At 70.8% G+C, this 18,499-nt stretch carries 16 protein-coding genes, 1 tRNA gene and 1 CRISPR repeat array (1 of these 18 cut by a window edge); of the genes, 9 read left to right on the top strand and 8 right to left on the bottom strand.

All coding sequences use genetic code 11. From position 1 onward, the window contains the following. Positions 1–592: direct repeats of the CRISPR family, unit length 28 nt; unit sequence GGAAGATCCCCGCGCGGGCGGGGACGAC; it reaches 5,108 nt to the left of the window's first position. Between the two features lie 651 nt (positions 593–1,243). After that, positions 1,244–1,307, top strand: a tRNA-OTHER gene (locus FRAAL_RS32670). Between the two features lie 42 nt (positions 1,308–1,349). Here FRAAL_RS32670 and FRAAL_RS01985 read toward each other — a convergent pair. Then, positions 1,350–1,859: a tyrosine-type recombinase/integrase gene (locus FRAAL_RS01985; protein ID WP_083866676.1), complete on the bottom strand. Its 510-nt coding sequence runs from the start codon at positions 1,857–1,859 to the stop codon at positions 1,350–1,352. Between FRAAL_RS01985 and FRAAL_RS35690 the strand changes: the two genes are divergently transcribed. Further along, positions 1,858–2,145, top strand: a complete 288-nt coding sequence (locus tag FRAAL_RS35690) for a hypothetical protein (protein ID WP_308205973.1) — start codon at positions 1,858–1,860, stop codon at positions 2,143–2,145. The two genes, FRAAL_RS01985 and FRAAL_RS35690, sit on opposite strands and share 2 nt — an antisense overlap. A gap of 1,033 nt (positions 2,146–3,178) precedes the next feature. On the opposite strand, the gene FRAAL_RS01970 is transcribed toward FRAAL_RS35690, so the two are convergent. From FRAAL_RS01970 to FRAAL_RS01945, 7 genes are all read right to left on the bottom strand, one after another. Further along, positions 3,179–4,057 carry a ZIP family metal transporter gene (locus FRAAL_RS01970; RefSeq protein ID WP_011601697.1) on the bottom strand — a complete coding sequence of 293 codons (879 nt, stop codon included), beginning with the start codon at positions 4,055–4,057 and terminating at the stop codon, positions 3,179–3,181. A 373-nt stretch (positions 4,058–4,430) separates the two neighbouring features. After that, positions 4,431–6,500, bottom strand: a complete 2,070-nt coding sequence (locus FRAAL_RS01965; protein ID WP_041938692.1) for a molybdopterin-containing oxidoreductase family protein — start codon at positions 6,498–6,500, stop codon at positions 4,431–4,433. A 139-nt stretch (positions 6,501–6,639) separates the two neighbouring features. Further along, on the bottom strand, positions 6,640–6,873 hold the full coding sequence (locus tag FRAAL_RS34115; protein WP_041938691.1) for a hypothetical protein: 234 nt from the start codon (positions 6,871–6,873) through the stop codon (positions 6,640–6,642). Between the two features lie 95 nt (positions 6,874–6,968). Further along, positions 6,969–7,523, bottom strand: coding sequence for a hypothetical protein (locus FRAAL_RS01955; RefSeq protein WP_157891957.1), 555 nt, complete (start codon positions 7,521–7,523; stop codon positions 6,969–6,971). 363 nt (positions 7,524–7,886) lie between these two features. Then, on the bottom strand, positions 7,887–8,222 hold the full coding sequence (locus FRAAL_RS01950) for a GNAT family N-acetyltransferase (RefSeq protein ID WP_157891956.1): 336 nt from the start codon (positions 8,220–8,222) through the stop codon (positions 7,887–7,889). A 72-nt stretch (positions 8,223–8,294) separates the two neighbouring features. Next, positions 8,295–8,447 carry a hypothetical protein gene (locus tag FRAAL_RS33425; protein ID WP_157734089.1) on the bottom strand — a complete coding sequence of 51 codons (153 nt, stop codon included), beginning with the start codon at positions 8,445–8,447 and terminating at the stop codon, positions 8,295–8,297. Continuing rightward, positions 8,444–9,142: an SDR family oxidoreductase gene (locus tag FRAAL_RS01945; protein WP_041938690.1), complete on the bottom strand. Its 699-nt coding sequence runs from the start codon at positions 9,140–9,142 to the stop codon at positions 8,444–8,446. Before FRAAL_RS01945 ends, FRAAL_RS33425 begins: the two co-directional genes overlap by 4 nt. 103 nt (positions 9,143–9,245) lie before the next feature. Between FRAAL_RS01945 and FRAAL_RS01940 the strand changes: the two genes are divergently transcribed. From FRAAL_RS01940 to FRAAL_RS01910, 7 genes are all read left to right on the top strand, one after another. Beyond that, positions 9,246–10,076 carry a helix-turn-helix transcriptional regulator gene (locus tag FRAAL_RS01940; protein WP_011601690.1) on the top strand — a complete coding sequence of 277 codons (831 nt, stop codon included), beginning with the start codon at positions 9,246–9,248 and terminating at the stop codon, positions 10,074–10,076. A 169-nt stretch (positions 10,077–10,245) separates the two neighbouring features. Next, positions 10,246–10,464 carry a hypothetical protein gene (locus tag FRAAL_RS01935; RefSeq protein ID WP_011601689.1) on the top strand — a complete coding sequence of 73 codons (219 nt, stop codon included), beginning with the start codon at positions 10,246–10,248 and terminating at the stop codon, positions 10,462–10,464. A 90-nt stretch (positions 10,465–10,554) separates the two neighbouring features. Continuing rightward, the gene (locus FRAAL_RS01930) at positions 10,555–11,355 is read left to right on the top strand and encodes an RNA polymerase sigma factor (RefSeq protein ID WP_231861457.1); all 801 of its coding nucleotides are present in this window, start codon (positions 10,555–10,557) and stop codon (positions 11,353–11,355) included. A gap of 82 nt (positions 11,356–11,437) precedes the next feature. Beyond that, positions 11,438–12,427, top strand: a complete 990-nt coding sequence (locus FRAAL_RS01925) for a hypothetical protein (RefSeq protein WP_011601687.1) — start codon at positions 11,438–11,440, stop codon at positions 12,425–12,427. Positions 12,428–13,102: 675 nt separating this feature from the next. Continuing rightward, a complete protein-coding gene (locus tag FRAAL_RS01920; protein ID WP_157734087.1) occupies positions 13,103–13,432 on the top strand; it encodes a hypothetical protein in 330 nt (109 codons plus the stop codon). Between the two features lie 327 nt (positions 13,433–13,759). Next, positions 13,760–16,306 (top strand): NHL domain-containing protein, encoded by a 2,547-nt coding sequence (locus FRAAL_RS01915; RefSeq protein ID WP_050996980.1) that lies wholly within the window; start codon positions 13,760–13,762, stop codon positions 16,304–16,306. Positions 16,307–16,313: 7 nt separating this feature from the next. Next, the gene (locus FRAAL_RS01910; protein WP_011601683.1) at positions 16,314–18,491 is read left to right on the top strand and encodes a serine/threonine-protein kinase; all 2,178 of its coding nucleotides are present in this window, start codon (positions 16,314–16,316) and stop codon (positions 18,489–18,491) included. The last annotated feature ends 8 nt before the right edge of the window (positions 18,492–18,499 follow it).

The raw sequence follows: 18,499 nt of genomic DNA, 5'->3' as shown, positions 1-18,499 counted from the left end.
CGTGACGTGTCCGGGGGAAGATCCCCGCGCGGGCGGGGACGACGGTGTGTCCGCCGCGTCGAAACTCGCCGCCGAGGGAAGATCCCCGCGCGGGCGGGGACGACAAGCAGAAGCGCTCGGCTACAACACTGACGGTCGGAAGATCCCCGCGCGGGCGGGGACGACCCACTGCCTTGCCCGTTCGGCGGCGGCGTCCCGGGAAGATCCCCGCGCGGGCGGGGACGACAGAGGTGGCGGCGCCGTGGCTGACCCGAACGAGGGAAGATCCCCGCGCGGGCGGGGACGACGTCGACCCGCGGGGTGAGATCGGGTCAGCCGGGGGAAGATCCCCGCGCGGGCGGGGACGACGGACGGAATCGTCGTCAGCGTCCCGTCGGGGAGGGAAGATCCCCGCGCGGGCGGGGACGACGGGCCCAGTAGCCGACATCGCCCGCTTCGACGGGGAAGATCCCCGCGCGGGCGGGGACGACGAAGTCGACGCCGGCGCCGACAGGACGACCTGCGGAAGATCCCCGCGCGGGCGGGGACGACCACCTCGCAGGTGCCGCAGATGATCGCCCCCCGGGAAGATCCCCGCGCGGGCGGGGACGACACTTGCTGACCTGCACTTTCTCACCGGTCTGCCACCCAAATTTATCAGTGCAGGCGGGACGCGCAGGCATCTTGGTAGGCAGCCAGTAATGATCAACCATCGGTCACGGCCTCTCGCCTGCCGGTTGCGGCACGCGAGCACAAGGTATGCGTCGGACAGGGCGTTTGGTCGCGGCCATCCACCAACGCGACTCCCGCGCGGACGCGGCGCGGCCGATCTCGACGGGCTTGGTCGGCCACGGAATGCCGCACGATGGCCCATGTAGGGGACCATCAGCCACATCGGTGGACCGCACGGCCTGGGCGCAATACCGCTGGGCCAGCCCGGCCTGTCCATCGTCGGGGCCCAGCCAGCCGACGAGGGTTGGGTGGCGTTGAAGTCGCGGCGCACGTGGCCGGTGGGCGTCCGGCCGGGGATCGTCGTGCTGCGGGAGATCCTGAGCTGCAGGCGCCTCGGCGTCCCCGGCGACCGCCCGAAACGGGCTGCGGCCCGGCCCCCCCAGACGGGAACCGGGCCGTATCAAAACATGATCGTTGTGGCCGAGATGTGGGCGCGAACAGCGCGGTCAGGCGCGTACTTCCCCGACACGCTCCGACATCACACAGCGTGAAACATGCTGGCTAGAAACCCCATTCGACATCATCGGACATCGGTTGGCACATGGTCGGGCCGGCTTTTAACCGGCGAGTTCAGGGTTCGAGTCCCTGACGGCCCACCCCGCGGCAGGCGTGTTAGCTGCATGGTTTGCATTTCCTACTTACTCGTTTCGCGTGCGCTGATCGCTGTGGGTGGATTGTGGGTGAGATGGCCGTCTCACCCGCCGCGGAACCGCGTTCGCGACCGTCTCCGCCGCCGCCTGACCCGTCGACCGCAACAGGTGCGCGTACAGCCGAGCGGTGATCGCCGGGGAGCTGTGACCAAGCCTCTTACTCAGCAGCGTGAGATCTCCGCCCTCGGAGAGATGGATGCTCGCCGAGCTGTGCCGGAGGTCGTGCAGCCGCTTGAGGGACAGCAGATCCTCGCCGAGCTCGACGCCGGCCTCCAAGTCGAAAGGCAGCGCCTCGGCGAGGTGCAGCACCGCGCTGGAGCCGCGACGCCGGGTGCAGCCGATCACCTCCACCTGTCCGCACGGCACCCGATCCCGGTAAACCGTCCATATGCCTTCTGGCGCCCGGTACCGCTTGCCGACCGTCGGCGTCTTTGCGCCCCGCTCGGCCGAGCGCACGAGTTGGCAGCACAGCCCCACCCGTCGGGCAATCACCTGCATGTGGCTCGTGACGTATGCCGGCGAGCAGGGCGCCGTTGTTCCACGCCGGTCCGACCGCGTCCCGCTCGGCGTCACGCTCGCGGACCGACGTATGAAATGGCGTGCTGGTTGCATCATCGGGAGCCAGGACGACGGTCTGGGCCGGGTCGAGGGGAGTTTCGACATCTGCGCCGCGGCCGTCGCCGTACCGACCCGACTCCGACTCCTGTCGATGATCTACTTCCGCGGCGGCGCGGCCTACGCCTGCGAACTCACCGAACCCCTCGGCCTCCGCGCCGGACCGTGAGTCGCCACCTGCAGGTCCTCGTCGACGCCGGCCTGATCAGCCGGGACAAGCGCGGTGTCCGGGCCTCCTACCAACCGGCCCCGTTCCCTGCGCCCGCACCGCACTCGGGACCCTTTTCAGCCTCCGATCGGTCGCCGGTGACGCGCGGCCGGGGGCCGCGTGCACTGCTGAACTAATACATCCTCATCACATCAGGTGTCCCTACCGTGGAACCGTGCAATGGAGAGTCGACAAGATCGACAAGTCGTGGTGGAGATTTCTTGGCATAGCGATGATCATCGGTCTGGCTGTGGCACTGCTGTCCGGAGCGGCCGATCACTGTCAATTCCTCAAAGATCTCACGCTTTGGACATCGTGACGCTTTCTGGCGCCCGGCCGAGTGTGGCAGGTGAGGGGAACCGCAGTGCGGTTCGTGTCGCGGCGAGGTTCGGCCGGGCGGGTCAGCGCAGGGCTCAGCGTGAGGATGGGACCAGGGTTTCGCCGACGACGTGGGTCAGGTAAGAGCGTCTGCCAAGCACCCACGCAAGCCGTACCCCAGGGACCTGTCGGACGGCCCGCTGAGCGCTGATCGCACCGACGTTACACAATCAGGACAAGTTAAACGCCCTCGCGGAGGGGGAATGCCGTTCGCGCTCGACGCGGAGTGGCATCGGTGGGCCTTGGATCACCGTGTTCGCGGGCATTGCCGAGCAGGACGCCGACGATCTGATCGGTGGCCCGGCCCGGGACCCGCAGCGCCTCGCCGCCGGGTTCGACCGTCACGACGAGCCGGCGCCCGTCCTGCGCGAACGTCCCGTGCCACCGACGCTCGGCCCCGCCGAGGAGTTCGGCCGCCGGTGGCCGTGGCGCTGGCGGCGGTGCGGCTGGTCCGCGCCGACGCCTGAGCGAGATGTCGGTGCTGCTTACCGCCGCGCGTACTGTAGTACGCCGGGCATTTCACAACAGCCACCGGCCTCACCGCTCCCTGACGTTGCGGGCAAGAACGCCACGGCCGCGGCCATGGTGATCGACGCGATGGACAGGGGCCAGTGGGTTAGGCGCCGCCGGCGGTGACGATGGCGTCGGTGATGAATCCGGCGGCGAGGCCGGCCAGGACTCCGAGGTAGAGCAGCTCACGGCGGCCAGCGCGCGACGCGATGCCGATGAGTTGGATGACGACGTAGAGGATGGAACCGGCGGCGAGGGACAGGAAGATCACGCTGAGCGGGTCGCTGGTGAACTGCCGGCCGATCGCGGTGCCGATGAGGGTGGGTCCGCCGCCGATGAGTCCGGTGAGCAGGAGGAATCCCCAACTGGGCCGGTCGGCGTCGGCGGCGAGCGGGGCGACGATCCCGAATCCTTCGGTGGCGTTGTGCAACGCAAAGCCGATCACGAGGAGGGTCGCCAACGTGATCTCGCCGCGGCCGGCACTGCCTCCGATGGCCAGTCCTTCGCCGAAGTTGTGCAGGCCGATCCCGACCGCGATGGTCAGCGCGAGCCGCCGGGCGGCTGACAGGCCCGTGGTAGCGGGTGGCTGAAGTGTGGCAAGTTCGTCGGCGGCCATTGCCCCGGGCCCGAAGCGCGCCCCGGCGCCCGGCTCCGGCTGCGGCGGGGTGGGCCGGCGAATGAGGACGCGTTCGTAGCCGAGGAGGCTGAGCAGTCCGATGGACAGTCCGCCGAGGAAAAGCGTGCCGTAGCCGAAGACGGGGCCGAGGCCGCCGCTGTGGTCGTGGACCTTGCTCAACGCAGCGTCGAGAGGTTCCCAGGCATGCGCGAGCACATCCCACACGAGGAAGATCAGGATGCCGATGGCGGTCGCGTTCAGGAACTGCCGCACTCCTGGCATCGGGCGACGTAGCCGCCCGACGGGGAGCCCGATCAGGATCGTTGCTCCCGCGATGAACCCCAGTATCAGCGTCCGTGTCTCGCTCACGTTGCCTCCCCGTCAAGTCAGCCGAATGCGGTTGAGCTTAGGTAAGGCTTAGCTACGACACAAGGAGGGGGTTGGGAGCATTTCGGCTGGCCTCGGTCGAGTGATGATGTGACCACTCTGCCGGGGTCGCCGGCTTGGACATCACCAGCAGTTCGGGCCCCGGCGGGTGGGTGTCGTGGTCATGGAGAGAGAGGCGGTTAGCGGTTCAAGTCCCCATGCCGGCTCCAGACACACCCCATCTGACCTGCGGATTTGCGGCTACCGAGATCGCCTACGCCGCCAGTTTGCCTGGCGAGCTGCCCGAGTCCGTGGCGGACAATCCCATCGGCATCGACCTCACTCCTGGGGACTACCCGAACGTGGGCGAGCGCCCTCAGACCTCGGGCTCGAGCCGCACTGGGATCCCGGACATGCGGACCATCCCGGTCAGCGCGTCCGTCTCGTCAACGATCGAGGTGAGTCGGTTGACGTCCGGCTCGGTCCAGCCGTGCGGAAGCGACACCGTGCCCGCCCGGATCTCATCGGTGACCCTGGCCTGTGCGCGGGTCGCGCCATGGGCGCCGAGGACCCGTACCATCACCCCGTCGGTGATCCCGGCGGTCGCCGCGTCGGCCGGGTGGACCAGGAGTTCGGCCTGCGGTGTTGCGCCAGCCTGGCGGACGTCGTGCAGCTGGCTGTTCATCGCCCGCGGCAGCCGGCGCGGGACCAGGAGCAGGCCGTCCGGCGCCACGTCCACGCCCGGTTCCGACGTGAGCAGCTCGGCAAGCTGAGCGAGCAGCGGCGGCGGTGCCAGCCGCCAACGCCCGCCTGGCAGCACATGCCCGGTCACCCAGCCGAACCGCTCCACCGACGAGAGCACGACGGCGGGTGCCTGCGCGAGGGCCTCCGGATCGCGGGACCGGGCGACGATCGGGTCGATGATCGCGTCGTCGTCGGCGGTCTCCCAGGTGAGCCCGCGGGGCAGCACGTCGAGGCCCAGCTGTTCGGCGAGCCGAGCGAACGACCACCAGACCGGCCTGCGCTCGGCCACCGGTGGCACCACCGCGGCGGTGCGCTGTGACATCACCCGGTCGGTGAAGGCGTCGAGCAGGACGGGTACGTCGGCCCGCTCCAGCTGTCCCACACTCGGCAGCACATGCGTGGCCAACCGGGTCGTCTCCGTCTCGACGACATCGGCTACCGCGCACACCTCCAGCGAGCGCAGCGCGGCACGGATCCCGCCGCTGGCGGGGAAGGAGGAGGCGACGTTTCCGCCGACGACGACCAGCGCCCGGACGTTGCCCGCCTCGATCTCCGGGACGAGCGCGGCGCACGGATACTCACCGAACCGACGAGTCAGCTCCGGCCTGGAACGAGGTCCGGGCTCGACCCTGCCCTCAGGCGGTGACACGGGCAGATCCAACCCGTCGACAGGGCGCAGGAATCCGGGATGGAACCACATGCCGCCCGGCCGGTCGAGGGACCCGGTGACGGTGAGCAGCGCCAGCCGCAACCACTCGGTGACGTTGGCGGAAGCGGCCATCGTCGCGCCGGTGCCGGTGACAACGGAGATCCGTCCCGCGCGGCGTATCGCGGCGAGCAACTCGTGTAGCTGGTCCACCGACACCCCGGACACGGCGGCGGCACGCTGCGCGTCCAGCGGCGACACCGCCCGGGCGAGGTCGTCGACGCCCGAGGCGTGCGCGCGCAGGTACGCCTCGTCGGCGCCGTCGGCGAGCAGCTCACGGACCAGAAAGCCGAGGACGAACGGATCGCTACCGGGGCGGGTCTGCAAGTGGCGGGTAGCCATCCGGGCCGTCTCGGTACGTCGTGGGTCGAGGACCCACAGCTCGCCGCGCTCGCGTTGCGCCCGTAGCCGCGCCCGGGGGTTGGACATCGACGTGGTGTGACCATGGGAGACGATCGGATTGATACCGACCAGCAGCGACAGACGGCACTCCTGGTCGTCGTCGACCAGGTTGAGCCACGGCCAGCCTCCCACCATCTCGGCTGTCAGCGGTTTGGCCGGGCTGTCGATCGTGAGCGAGGAGTACTTCTGCCGCGTGCCCAGCCGGTCGAAGAACCGTTCAGCGGTCCGCCTGCCCGCGGCGTCGAACGCGGCGCCGGTGGCGTAGAAGACGGCCACGGCGTCGGGCCCGTGCTCCGCCACGATCCCGGCGAGACGCCCACCGAGGTCTGTGAGCAGGGTGTCCCAGTCCACCGGCCGCTGCGTGCCATCCGCGTCGCGCAGCAGCGGCTGCTCCAGGCGCAGCGGGTGGTGGTGCAGCGCCGGTAAGGCGCGACCCTTGGCACAGGTGTAACCCTTGGACACAGGATGCTCGGCATCACCGCGGACCTGGCGTACGACAGGCGAGGCCGGATCGCCATCGACCGTGACCAGGGTGCCGCACTGGGCGATGCAGATGCGGCAGTAGGTGCGGACCTCTCGGACAGGTGTACCCATGCGAAGGGACTCCTCAGGGGCTTGAGTCGGCGGTGACCGCCGCGCGGCAGCCCGGCCGTCACCTGACGATGATCTCACCTCACGGCGCAGTAGCGTAGGCCCGTTGTCGAGCCGACTCCAGCGGTCCGCCGCCCGAGGATCACCAATCCTGGGGCGCCGGTGCCGGACTCACCGGCAGCGATTGACGTTCGTTCTTCGTGGCCTTCGTCGCGGCCAGCGGGAATGTGACGCCGGTCAGCTCCTCGGAGACCGTCCACAGGCGACGGGCGAGCGCGCCGTCCCGGGCGGCTCTCGACCGGCCGACGAGCTTCGGCGCACCGCGCCCCTGCAGGAAGCCGCCCGGGCCGGCGTAGCGGCCGCCCTGGCCGATCACGTGTGCGAGCAGGGCGGCGAGGTCCCAGCCGTCGCACGGGGTGGGGCGACGAAGGCCGGCGGCGACGGCCTGAGGGAATGGACGAGGCTCAGTGGCTACAGGATGACCAGTGTCGCCAGTGCGATGCTGTTGTCGATGCCTGTCGTCAAGCACTGGACCAGGTCGAGCTGCGGGATCTGGATCGTCTCGACGGCCCTCCTGCCCGCGAACTCGCCGGAGGTGATCGTCCCCGTCAGGGTGACCAGGGACGCGCCCGGGAGCGTCTGGATCTGCGCGGTGAAGGTGAAGGTGCTACTCCGTCCGTCGCTCCAGACGATCACTCGGCTGCCCGGGCCGTTGAACAGGGCCTGCACACACGAGGCACCCGGCCGGTCGAAGACCTCCGTATAAGTCGCGGACGTGATGCCCTTGCCGGGCGCCACGCACAGGCCCGGGTTCCCGGCCGAGCCGAGGAGGCTGTTGATCGTGACCGTGGTGTCATGCGGGGTGAGGGTCAGCCCGGGGCTGTAGCTGACCGCTTCCTGCCCCGTGCAGGTGACACGAGCGAGGGCGGCCGAGGCAGCGACGGGCGCGAACCACAGGTCGGCCGCGACAGCGGCGACGGTGAAGGCACCGGCGAGCGCGCGCCGGGGAGACAGCAAGCGTCTCACGACTACTCCTGTTTCTAGGCCTCCGATTTTTCGGAGTAGGTGGAAATTGTTCTTCTGGCACATCTTCCTGGCTGCGCCACAAACCCCCCGTAAACAGACACACGCAGCCCGGGTCGTCGGGAATCCCCTGCATTCAAAGAAACCGCCACGTGATGACAGGAGTGGCGTGCGCGTTCAAGCTAGGGCGTCGGGCGCCCCAGCGTCCAGAGTCCCGTCGAACGAGTCGGGCCGGACGGTGACCCGAATGTCGTAATCGCACGCTGGCCGCCCGATAAGCTGCCGGAAGCAGCGTCCACAGCCTTCGACCTCCTCCGAGGAGGATCGACCACCCGCCGACCTGACGGACAGCGCCGAAGACTTAAGTCATCGACCTCCACCTGGTAGCGAAGGCGTACCTGTGCTGAACCACGTTGACAGGTCGATCCGCTCGGCACGACGGGCCAGCATGTGGTGCCGGTACTTCCCGTGCTCCACCTCGCGCACCAGCGTGAAGCCCTGCTGCTGGTAGTAGGCGGCCAGACCGGGCCACAGACAGTCTCGGCGGACCCAGCCGGCGCCACGCCGCGCAGCCTGGTCCACCGCCCACAATGCGATCAACGCGCCGAACTTCCGGTCCCGGTACGCCGGATCGGTCACCGTCGTGTTCAGGTACAAGGTACCTCGCCGGTCAGCGGCGGTTGCCTTCCGCATCACCAACATGGCGCACATCATCGCTCCCGCCGACCTCGGGAACCACGGTGCGTCCCCCGACGCAGAGCCTACCCGAGCCGCTCAATGCACGATCTCACCGTCGGACAACATCCCGCGCTGCGGCGGGTGTTTGCCCATCTCGCCGAGGAATCCTTCGAGGAACGATTCGAATTCGGCGTCACGAAACTCCTGGTCCACTGTGGACGCATGCCGGGTGCACGGGCTGGTGGTCACCAGGGGACGACGCCGTCTCGGTTGACGTAGGCTCCGGTCGGGCCGTCCGCGGGAAGCGTCGCCAGTTCGACGATGGCGTCAGTGCCCTCTTGCACGGTCTGGATGCCCCGGAAGTTGTTGAGGTCGGTCGCCGTCCAGCCAGGATCGGCGGCATTGACCCTCATATCGGGCAACGCGTGCGCGTAGAAGACCGTCAGTTTGGTCAATGCGGTCTTGGTCGCCGCATAGATCGGGGGCACATACTCCGGATCCCACCAGCTGTTCTTCTCGGTCAGCGCGAAAGAGCCCGTTCCGCTGGAGACGTTGACGATGCGCGGGTTGTCGCTGGCGCGCAGCAGCGGCAAAAAGGCGGTTGTCACCCGCACGACGCCCAGCAGGTTCGTGTTGAAGACACCCGCGACGTCGGCCGCGGTGGCCTGGTCGATCGGAATCGACGGCCCGTTGATGCCCGCGTTGTTCACCAGTACGTCGAGTCGTCCGTATTGATCGCGGACCCAGGAGGCGGCCAGCGCCACGCTGTCCTCGTCGGTGACGTCGAGATGTACGAACGGGACGGCCAGCTCTCCTGCGGCAGCCTGGCCGCGTTCAGGATCGCGTGCGGCGAGCAGCACCGTGTGTCCCGCCTCGCGCAGTCGGCGGGCACTCTCGTAGCCGAGGCCCTTGTTGGCCCCCGTGATCAAGGTGATCGTGTCCATGCCGGTGAGTCTGTCGGGATCGACCGCACCCGAGGAAGGTACGGCTCGTGGGTGGGACTGACAGCACCAGTCAGCCGGTCCGCCGTAGCGCCATACTGGTTCCGTGTCGAGTGAGTTCGGGTTGCTGCTGCGCGGATGGCGGGACCGCACCAGTCCAGCGTTCGTCGGCGCGATCGAAACGAACCGGCGCTCGCCGGGACTGCGCCGCGAGGAACTCGCCGCGCTAGCCGGTCTCTCGGTGGACTATCTGGTGCAGCTGGAGCAGGGCAGGGCGGCTCGGCCCTCACCGCAAGTGGTCGCGGCGCTGTGCCGAGCGCTGCGCCTGGCCGAGGACGACGCCGCCTTGCTGCACCAAGCCGCCGGTCTCGCTATACCGAAAGGCGCGGTCAGCACCGAAATTCCGTCCGGAATCGAGCGTCTACTCCAGCGCCTCGACGACTGGCCAGTCGCCGTCTACTCCGTCGACTGGTGGCTGCTGCGCTGGAACCGCCTGTGGGCCGCGCTTCTCGGCGACCCGGGCGCTTTGCTCGGCCGAAGCCGCAACCTGATCTGGCACGAGTTCACCGACACTCCGTCTCGGGTCGCGTTGGCCCCGCCCGAACGTGACGCCTTTCGCGATGCCCTGGTAGCCGATCTTCGAGTAGCCTCCATCGAATATCCTCACGACCCTGGTGTGCGGCAACTGGTAAACGAACTTCGCACCCGCAGCACCGACTTCGTGAGTAGGTGGATCGCCGGTCGCCCCGTCCGGCATCAAACCGCCCGCAAACGCATCGAGCAGCCTCACGTCGGTCACCTCACGCTTGACAGCGATGTTCTACAAACCCCCGGAAGCGCTCTCCGAATCATCGTCTACTCCGCCGAGCCGGGCAGTCAGGACGCCAGCCGCCTCGACCTGCTCCGAGTGCTCGGTACCGAGGCTTTCGCTCACTGAGTGACTGTATTGGATCTTGATTCTTCTGTGTTGATTGTGGTCGTCGGGCTGGGGGGCTGGCGTGTTGGGGTGATCGGTGGGGCTGGGGTCGCGACGGTCGGGTCATGCCTCGTTCTGACCCGTATCCCGCCGATCTGTCCGACGCGGAGTGGGCATCAACAACGTTGCGATGGCACTTGCCGCCGAGCATCTCGGGACCATGGCATGGGACGACCGGGGCGGGACGGCGGCCTCCCGGGCCACCGGCCGGTCGGGGCTGGTCACCGTTCCGGTGGGCCACAGCGACACGCTGCGCGAGCTGGCAATCGACGAGGTGAAGGCCAGCGACCTCACCCGCTCCGCCGTCCTGCAGCCCTTCCAGAACGTCTCGGGCGGGTCCTCGCCATGATGGAAGCCGAACGTGTCGGCTGGGTGCCACTGCGCTGTCAACAGTGCCCTCCTGCGATGGCCGTTCAGATGGGGCTCCATCATCTGCGCGGTGAGCGAGAGCGCGGAGATGAGCGCAGGTGGTGAGGCCGCAACCCGTGGGATTCCGCGACAGTTGCCGGCCACCGCGGAGTCGGTGCCCACCGCCGCCGGCGTACCGGTGATACCGGCTCCGCCGACACCGATCAGGCGTACCTTCGGCGGCGCCAGTACCCCGTTCCGAGACGGCCCCGACACCGATCCTCCTCCCACCACGGAGCCGGATCTCTCCTCGGCGGTCAGCGGAGCGCAGCGGGGAGACGAGGCGTCCTTCCGGCTGATCTACCGGACGGTCCAGCCGGGTCTGCTGCGATACCTGCGGGTACTGGTGGGCGACGACGCGGAGGATGTCGCCTCCGAGGCGTGGCTGCAGATTGCTCGTGACCTGCCGACGTTCCGCGGGGACGCCGATGGTTTCCGCGGCTGGGCGGCCACGATCGCGCGTCACCGGGCGCTCGACCACCTGCGCAGACGGGGTCGCCGCCAGCGGGAGGACGTCCCGGTCGAGCTGGTGACGGCGCAGCTGGCCGGCCCTGACGACACCGCAGGCGAAGCGTTGGAGGCGATGTCCACTGAGGCGGCCCTGCGTCTGATCGCGGGCCTGCCGTTGGACCAGGCCGAGGCGGTGCTGCTGCGGGTGGTGATGGGGTTGGACGCGAAGACCGCGGGACGGGTCCTGGGCAAGCGGGCCGGTGCGGTGCGTACCGCGGCGCATCGGGGGTTGCGCAGGCTCGCCGAACAGCTCGGTGCGGTCGAACACCTCGGTGCGCGAGGGGATCAGCAGGACCGGTCGGCCAGGAGCAGACGAACATGATCGGGATATCGGCGTGCAGCGATGACCACGGGTTTCGGTCGGGTGTAACACCGGCGAGGACTTCGACGCTGAAGGACGTGAGATGAGCACATACCGACCTCGTCCGGACGGTCGGGTCGATGCGGAGCGGCTGCTTCGCGGCGACCCGGTCAACGCCGGGATCGGTACGGATCCCCTTGCCGATCTGCTTGCCGCCGCGTCCGCTCCGGCCCGCGACGGGGAGCTCGACGGTGAGGAGGCGGCGGTGGCCGCCTTCCGGGAGGCGCGTCTCGTTCACGTCCCCCAGCCGCGGAGAAAATCGATGTTGAAGTTGATGCTCGCGAACGCCCTGACCGCGAAGATCGCCGCCGCAGCGGTCGGAGCCACCGTCCTCAGCGGCGCTGCCGTGGCCGCCAGCACCGGAGTACTCCCGCTCACCGGTGGAGGCGGCCGCACCGTGTCGGCCACGGGTACGCCGTCCGCCACGGTGACCACCCCGGTGGTCGCCGTGGCGAGCCCCGGCGCCGCCGTCTCGGCGTCGCTGCTCGCGCTGTGCCACACCTACACGGCGACCGCGGCGAGCGGCGCCAGCACGGCTCTTGACTCCCCGGGTATGACTGCCCTGGTCACCGCAGCCGGCGGTCGCGACAAGGTAGGCCCCTTCTGCGTGCGGGCACTACAGGCTCAGGTCGACGCCACGGTCGCACCGGGCGCGCAGGCCGATACCCGTCTCGACCCGGGCGGTGTCGGGGCCGGCGCCGCAGTGGGGCCGAACGCGGCGGTGGGCGCGACCGCGGGGCCGGGTAGCGCCGGGGCCGGCGCTCGCGTCGGAGCGGGCACCGGGGTGGGCGCCCAGGCGGGGCAAAGCGGCACGGGTGTTGGCGCCACCGCGCCGGGCGCGGGTGTCGGCGCCAGTGCCGGACCGGGCGGCCTCGGTCTCGGTGCCAGCGCGCCGGGCACCGGGGTGGGCGCGCAGACGGGGCAAAGCGGCGTGGGTCTCGGCGCCACCGTGCCAGGAGCCGGTGTCGGCGCCAGTGCCGGACCGAACGGCCTCGGTCTCGGGGCCAGCGCGGCTCCGACGCCTCGCCACTGACCCTCAGGACCACTGACCCTCAGGACCGCTGACCCTCAGGACCGCTGACCCCGGAGCCTGGCCGTCAAGCCGCTGGCCATCGGAGCCCACACCGCAACCGGTAGGCATCTGCCAGACAGCCGGGCACCGCAGCCGACCTGCCGCCGTGGACATGACCCCCCGGCGGCGGGTCTCCCGCCGCGGCAAGCCCGAGTTCGCCGGCTGCGGGTCGGGTGACGGGACTGGCCGCGGTGGCCGAGCTGGTCGACCGGCTCGGTGTCGTCGAGACGCTCGACGAGCGGGTCGGCCCGGTCAAACAGCCGGCGCCGGGGCTGACCGGCGGGGAGCTGCTGGTCGGGACGGCGAGCGGGCAGATGGCGAGGCCGGCGTCGCCGTCGGGGTTGGACCGGCTGCGGCGACGCCCCTCGGGGGGTGGAAAGATCCCCGCGCGGGCGGGGACGACGATCCCCCCGAGCGCTTTGGCGTCCGCGACGCCAGCCTTTACACCCACATCCGGGGGCTTGCCGACCTGCAGGAGCGCGTGGCGATGCTCGCGCTCGGCGAATGGGCCGACACGCTCGGCGCAGCCATTGCCGGACGATCCGGCCGCACCGCCCTCAGCGCCTTCGCGGAGCGGTCCGGACGGCCGCGCGGACCAACGGCCCGGCCGCGGCGGCACGGCTCATGGCCGCCGCCATGACGACCCCCGCCATGACGACCCCCGCCACGACGACGCCCAGCGCCGACGCCACCCCCGCGAAGCTGCACCACCCCGGCGCCTGGTTCGACGGCTACGCCGACACGCAGCCCGAACCCCCGACCCCGGAACTCCTGGAGCTGTTCATCCGCCTCGCCGACCTACACCTCGACGACCACAGCATCGGCTCCGCCCTCGAGGACATGCTGATCACCCCGCTCGATCAGGCTCTGAGCACGCACAGCCCAACACGGTCGGGCACCTTGACCACCCTGACGGTGACCGACGTGGCCCGCGAGTACGGCGCCTGGACGGTGTCACTCGCCTGACCAGCGCGAAACGCTCGCTCACCCGGTTGGCGATGCTCGATCTTGGGCCAAGGCGTGGCGGCCCAGGCGTCATCCTGACCGCCGTCTGACCGCCGTGCCGGTCTGGCGGCATCCCGGCGCCATCGCCGCCCGTCCCCCCGGCAGCCGGCCGCAGGCACGCGTGGGAGTGGCAAACAGGCGACAAGCGTCCCGTGCGCGCGGAGATCCGTTGTGTCATGGTGTGGTCCCCTCTTGGGGTAGCGGACGGAAAGTAGGCGCAACTTCGCGCGGGCCAGCGTGCGCCGGACATGGACGACGTGGTGCTGGGGACGCGGCCGAGGAGAGGACATGCCGGCAGTCGACCGTGACAGCGTCATCGCCGCGCTGCCCGACTACACCGTCGGTCGGGAACTTGGGATGGGCGGGTACGGCCGGGTGCTCGCCGGGCATCACCATCCGCTCAACCGCGACGTCGCCATCAAGATCCTCTCGCTGCGGGCGGTCCACGGGGAGAGCGCGACGGAGGACTTCCGCACCGAGGGCCGCCTGCTGAGCCGGCTTGACCATCCGCACATCGCCCAGGTCTATGACTTCGTCTCGCGCGGCGACGTCCGCCTGCTGGTGATGGAGCTGCTCTCCGGCGGCAGCCTGACCCGCCAGCACCTGTCCGGGCCCGACGCCTGCGCGGTCGGCCTCGCTGTCGCGGACGCGCTCGTGCAGGCGCACGGGCTCGGCGTGCTGCACCGGGACATCAAGCCGGACAACATCCTGTTCACCACCGCCGGCCAGCCCAAGCTGACCGACTTCGGCATCGCCAGGATGTTCGACGACCCGGCGACCGTCGCCCGCGGTGTCATCGGCACTCCCCGGTACATGGCCCCCGAGCAGATCCGCGAGGCCGCGCTCGGCCCGGCGACCGACCTGTACGCCCTCGGTGTGACCCTGTACGAGCTGATGACCGGCGGCCCGCTGTTCCCGCCGGAGCTGTCGGTCCCGGAGCTGCTGCGCCACCACTGCGAGGTGCCGGCGCCGGTTCCCGTCACCGTGCCCGAGCCGATCGGCCGGGTGGTGCTGCGCGCCCTGGCGAAGGATCCGGCGGCCCGGCCCCCGTCCGCCCGCGCCTTCGCCGCCGACCTCGCCGCCGCCGCCCGGGTCGTGTACGGGCCCAACTGGCTGCACCGCGCCGGCGTCGTCGTTCGGATCATCGAGGACGCCGGGGATCCCCCGACGGCGACCGCGACCGCCGCGGGGCCCGCGACCACCGTCGCGGCCGGGGTCACGGCGGATGCCGACCTGACCCGCCGGGTGGGGACACCGCCGCCGATGCCGATGCCGGCGTACGGCCCGGATGGATCGGCGGCGGTGCCCTGGTACGGGGCCGAGTCGGGGGACGGCGGCGGCCTCGGCCCGGCAGGCGTCCTGGCATCTCCACCCCAGCCGGGCGGTGCGGACCCGGGCTCGGGCGGTTCGGGGGCCGACGGTTCGGGCGTCGACGGTTCGGGCGTCGACGGTTCGGGCGTCGACGGTCCAGAATCCGGTGGCCCGGCGTCCGACGGGTCGGGAGTCGACGGGTCGGAATCCGGTGGTCCGGCGTCCGACGGGTCGGCGGGCGAGGTGTCCCGCGCCGACCCGCCGACGCGTGTGCGCCGCCGATGGCGCCGACCGGCGGCGGCCGCCACCGGCGTGCTGGCCCTGGTCGCGGCGACGAGCCTCTATCTGACCTGGGGCGGCTCCTCGTCACCGGTGTCGCGGCCGGCCGTCTCCGGAACACTCCCGACGCCGAGATCACCGCAGGTCACCAGCGATCCGGGGGCCCGGATCCTGCCGGTTGCCGGCACCGGAGCCAGGGGCAGCCCCGTCGATGGCGCGCTCGCGCTGCGGACCAGTCTCGCTGATCCGTTCGGCCTCACCGCCGACGCGTTCGGCAACCTGTACTTCGCCGACTTCGGCAGCAACCGGGTGATGCGGATCAACGCCGCCGGGGTTATCACGACCATCGCGGGCACCGGCGTCGCGGGGTTCTCCGGCGACGGCGGCCCGGCCGTGGCCGCCCAACTCGACCAGCCGGCGGGGATCGCGCTGGACAACCGCGGCGACCTCTACATCGCCGACAGGCTCAACCACCGCATCCGCCGGGTCGACCCGAGGGGGATCATCACCACCGTCGCCGGGATCAATGACCACTTCATCGTCGGCGACCCCGTCGGCTACTCCGGCGCCGGCGCCGGCGACGGCGGCCCGGCGCTCGCGGCCCCGTTGTCCTTCCCGACCGCGGTCGCCACGGACGACGCCGGTGACCTGTTCATCGCCGACCAGGGCGAGAACCGGATCCGCAAGGTCGACGCCCGCGGCATCATCAGCACCTTCGCCGGATCCAGCGGCCGGGGTTCGTTCGGCGACGGCGGCCCGGCGACGGATGCCCTCCTCGACGTCCCGTTCGGCGTCGCCGCGGACGCCGCGGGCGATGTCTACATCGCCGACACCGACAACTCCCGCATCCGCAAGGTCGACACCCACGGCGTCATCACCACCGTCGCCGGCAACAGGTTGCGCGGTTTCGCCGGCGACGGCGGCCCGGCGGTGAAGGCGTCCCTGCAGGATCCCCGCGGCATCGCGGTGGACGCCGTCGGCAACCTCTACATCACCGACCGGGGGAACAGCCGCATCCGCAAAGTCGACACCCACGGCATCATCACCACCCTCGCCGGCTCCGGCCGCCCCGGCTCCGCCGGGGACGGCGGCCTGGCGGGCAACGCCGAGCTGGGCCGGCCGGACGGCGCTGTCGGCGTCGACCACGAGGGCAACGTGTTCTTCTCCGACCGGGCCAGCGGGCGGATCCGGGTGGTGGTGCCGTCGCATCCCCTCCCCTCGACGCCCGCGTCCACGAGAGGGTGAGCAGCCCGTGCCAGTGATCGACCGTGACCGGGTGGTCGCCGCCCTGCCCGGCTACACGGTGGGAGAGGAGCTGGGTTCCGGCGGCTACGGGCTGGTCCTCGCCGGCCGGCATCTGGACCTCGGCCGCGACGTCGCCATCAAGGTGCTGTCGACCGCCGCCGCCGGCCGGCCCGACGTGGCCGCCGGGTTTCGCACCGAGGCCCGGCTGCTGGGCCGGCTCGAACATCCGCACATCGTGCAGATCTACGACTACGTCGATCACGGCGACCTCTGCCTGCTGGTGATGGAGGTGCTCTCCGGCGGTACCCTCACCCGGCAGCAGCTCGGCCAGCAGTCCGCCTGCGCCGTCGCCCTGGCCGTCGCCGACGGGCTCGCCGCCGCCCACGAGGCCGGGGTGCTGCACCGGGACGTGAAACCGGACAACGTCCTGTTCACCGTGGCCGGTCAGCCGAAGCTCACCGACTTCGGCATCGCGAAGATCTTCGACGGCACCGCGTCCACCGCCAGCCGGGTGGTGGGCACCGGCCGGTACATGGCCCCCGAGCAGATCCTCGGCGGGCGGCTGAGCCCCGCGACCGACCTGTACTCGCTCGGGGTGCTGCTCTACGAGCAGCTCACCGGGGGGCCGATGTACGGCCCGGGGCTGTCCATCACCGACCTGTTCCGCCACCACCAGGAGGTCATGCCGGCACCGCCGCCGGGAGTGCCCGAACCGGTTGCCCGGGTGGTGATGCGGGCGCTGGCCAAACAGCCGCAACAGCGCCAGCCGAACGCCCGGGTCTTCGGCCACGCGCTCGCGCTGGCCGCGCGCCAGGCGTATGGCCGGGACTGGACCGCCGGCACCGGGATCGTCCTGCACCTGCCCGACGAGCTGCGCGAGCCGACCCGGCATCGCCCACGCCGGTCCCGGATCCCCGCCGCCGCCGACGGGACCGGGGTCGACGGGTGGGGTTCGGACGGGACGGGGGAACACCGTCGCCGGCCGCGCCGGCGGGTCTGGCTCCCGGCCGCCATCGTCGTCGTGCTGGCTGCCGCCGGCGGGATCACGTTCGCGGCCACCCGCGGCTCCGGACCCGAACCGCTGCCGGCCTGGGTACCGAGGACGCTGGCGGTCGGGCAGATCGGGGGGGCCGTCGGCACGGGAAACGACGGGTTCTCCGGCGACGGCGGCCGGGCCGCCGGCGCCGGGTTGAACAAGCCGGACGCGATGGCCGTCGACACCGCCGGCAACCTCTACATCGTCGACAAGAGCAACCAGCGGGTCCGCCGGGTCGACCGCGACGGCGTCGTCACGACCGTGGCCGGCAACGGCATCAGGGGGTTCACCGGCGACGGCGGTCCGGCCATCCGGGCGGAGCTCGCCGATCCCGCGGGCATCGCCGTCGACGCCGCCGGCGACATCTACATCTCCGACCAGGGCAACCAGCGGGTCCGGCGGGTGAACCCGGCCGGAGTGATCACCACCTTCGCCGGCACCGGGGTGTTCGGGTTCTCCGGGGAGAACGGCCCGAAGATCGGCGGATTCTCCGGCGACGGTGTGCTCGCCCGGCAGGCCATGCTCGACGAGCCGAGCGCGTTGTGGGTCGACCGGGCCGGCAACGTGTACATCTGCGACGGCTCGAACGACCGGATCCGGAAGGTCGACACCGCCGGGGTCATCTCGACGGTCGTCGGTTCCGGCGGAGACGGGTTCGGCGGCGACGGCGGGCCTGCGACCGCCGCCCGGCTGCAGTGGCCCGAGAGCCTCGCGGTGGATGTCGCGGGCACCATGTACGTGACCGACCAGGGTAACAACCGGGTGCGTCGGATCGACACCCACGGGATCATCACCACCGCTGCCGGCACCGGCACCATGGGGTTCTCCGGCGACGGCGGACCGGCCACCAGGGCGGCGATCCACACGGTCGGCGCGGGGGTGACGGTCGACGACGCCGGCAACATCTACCTGGCGGACCCCCAGGTCAACCGGATCCGGCGGATCGACACCCACGGCATCATCACGACCATCGCCGGTACCGGGGTGGCTGGCAACGCGGGGAACGGCCAGCGGGCCCTCGACGCCGCAATCAGTTATCCGTCGAGCCTCCTGTTCTACCGGGGATATCTGTTGGTGTCCGAGGTGAACGGCTCGCGGATCCTGGCCATCGCGCTGGGGCCGGCATCCCAGGGGGCCCACCGCCGATGAGCGCCGGG

This window comes from Frankia alni ACN14a (assembly GCF_000058485.1).
Classification (GTDB): domain Bacteria; phylum Actinomycetota; class Actinomycetes; order Frankiales; family Frankiaceae; genus Frankia; species Frankia alni.
The sequence above is the reverse complement of the archived record's forward strand: the minus strand, read 5'-3'. Positions and strand labels throughout refer to the sequence as shown.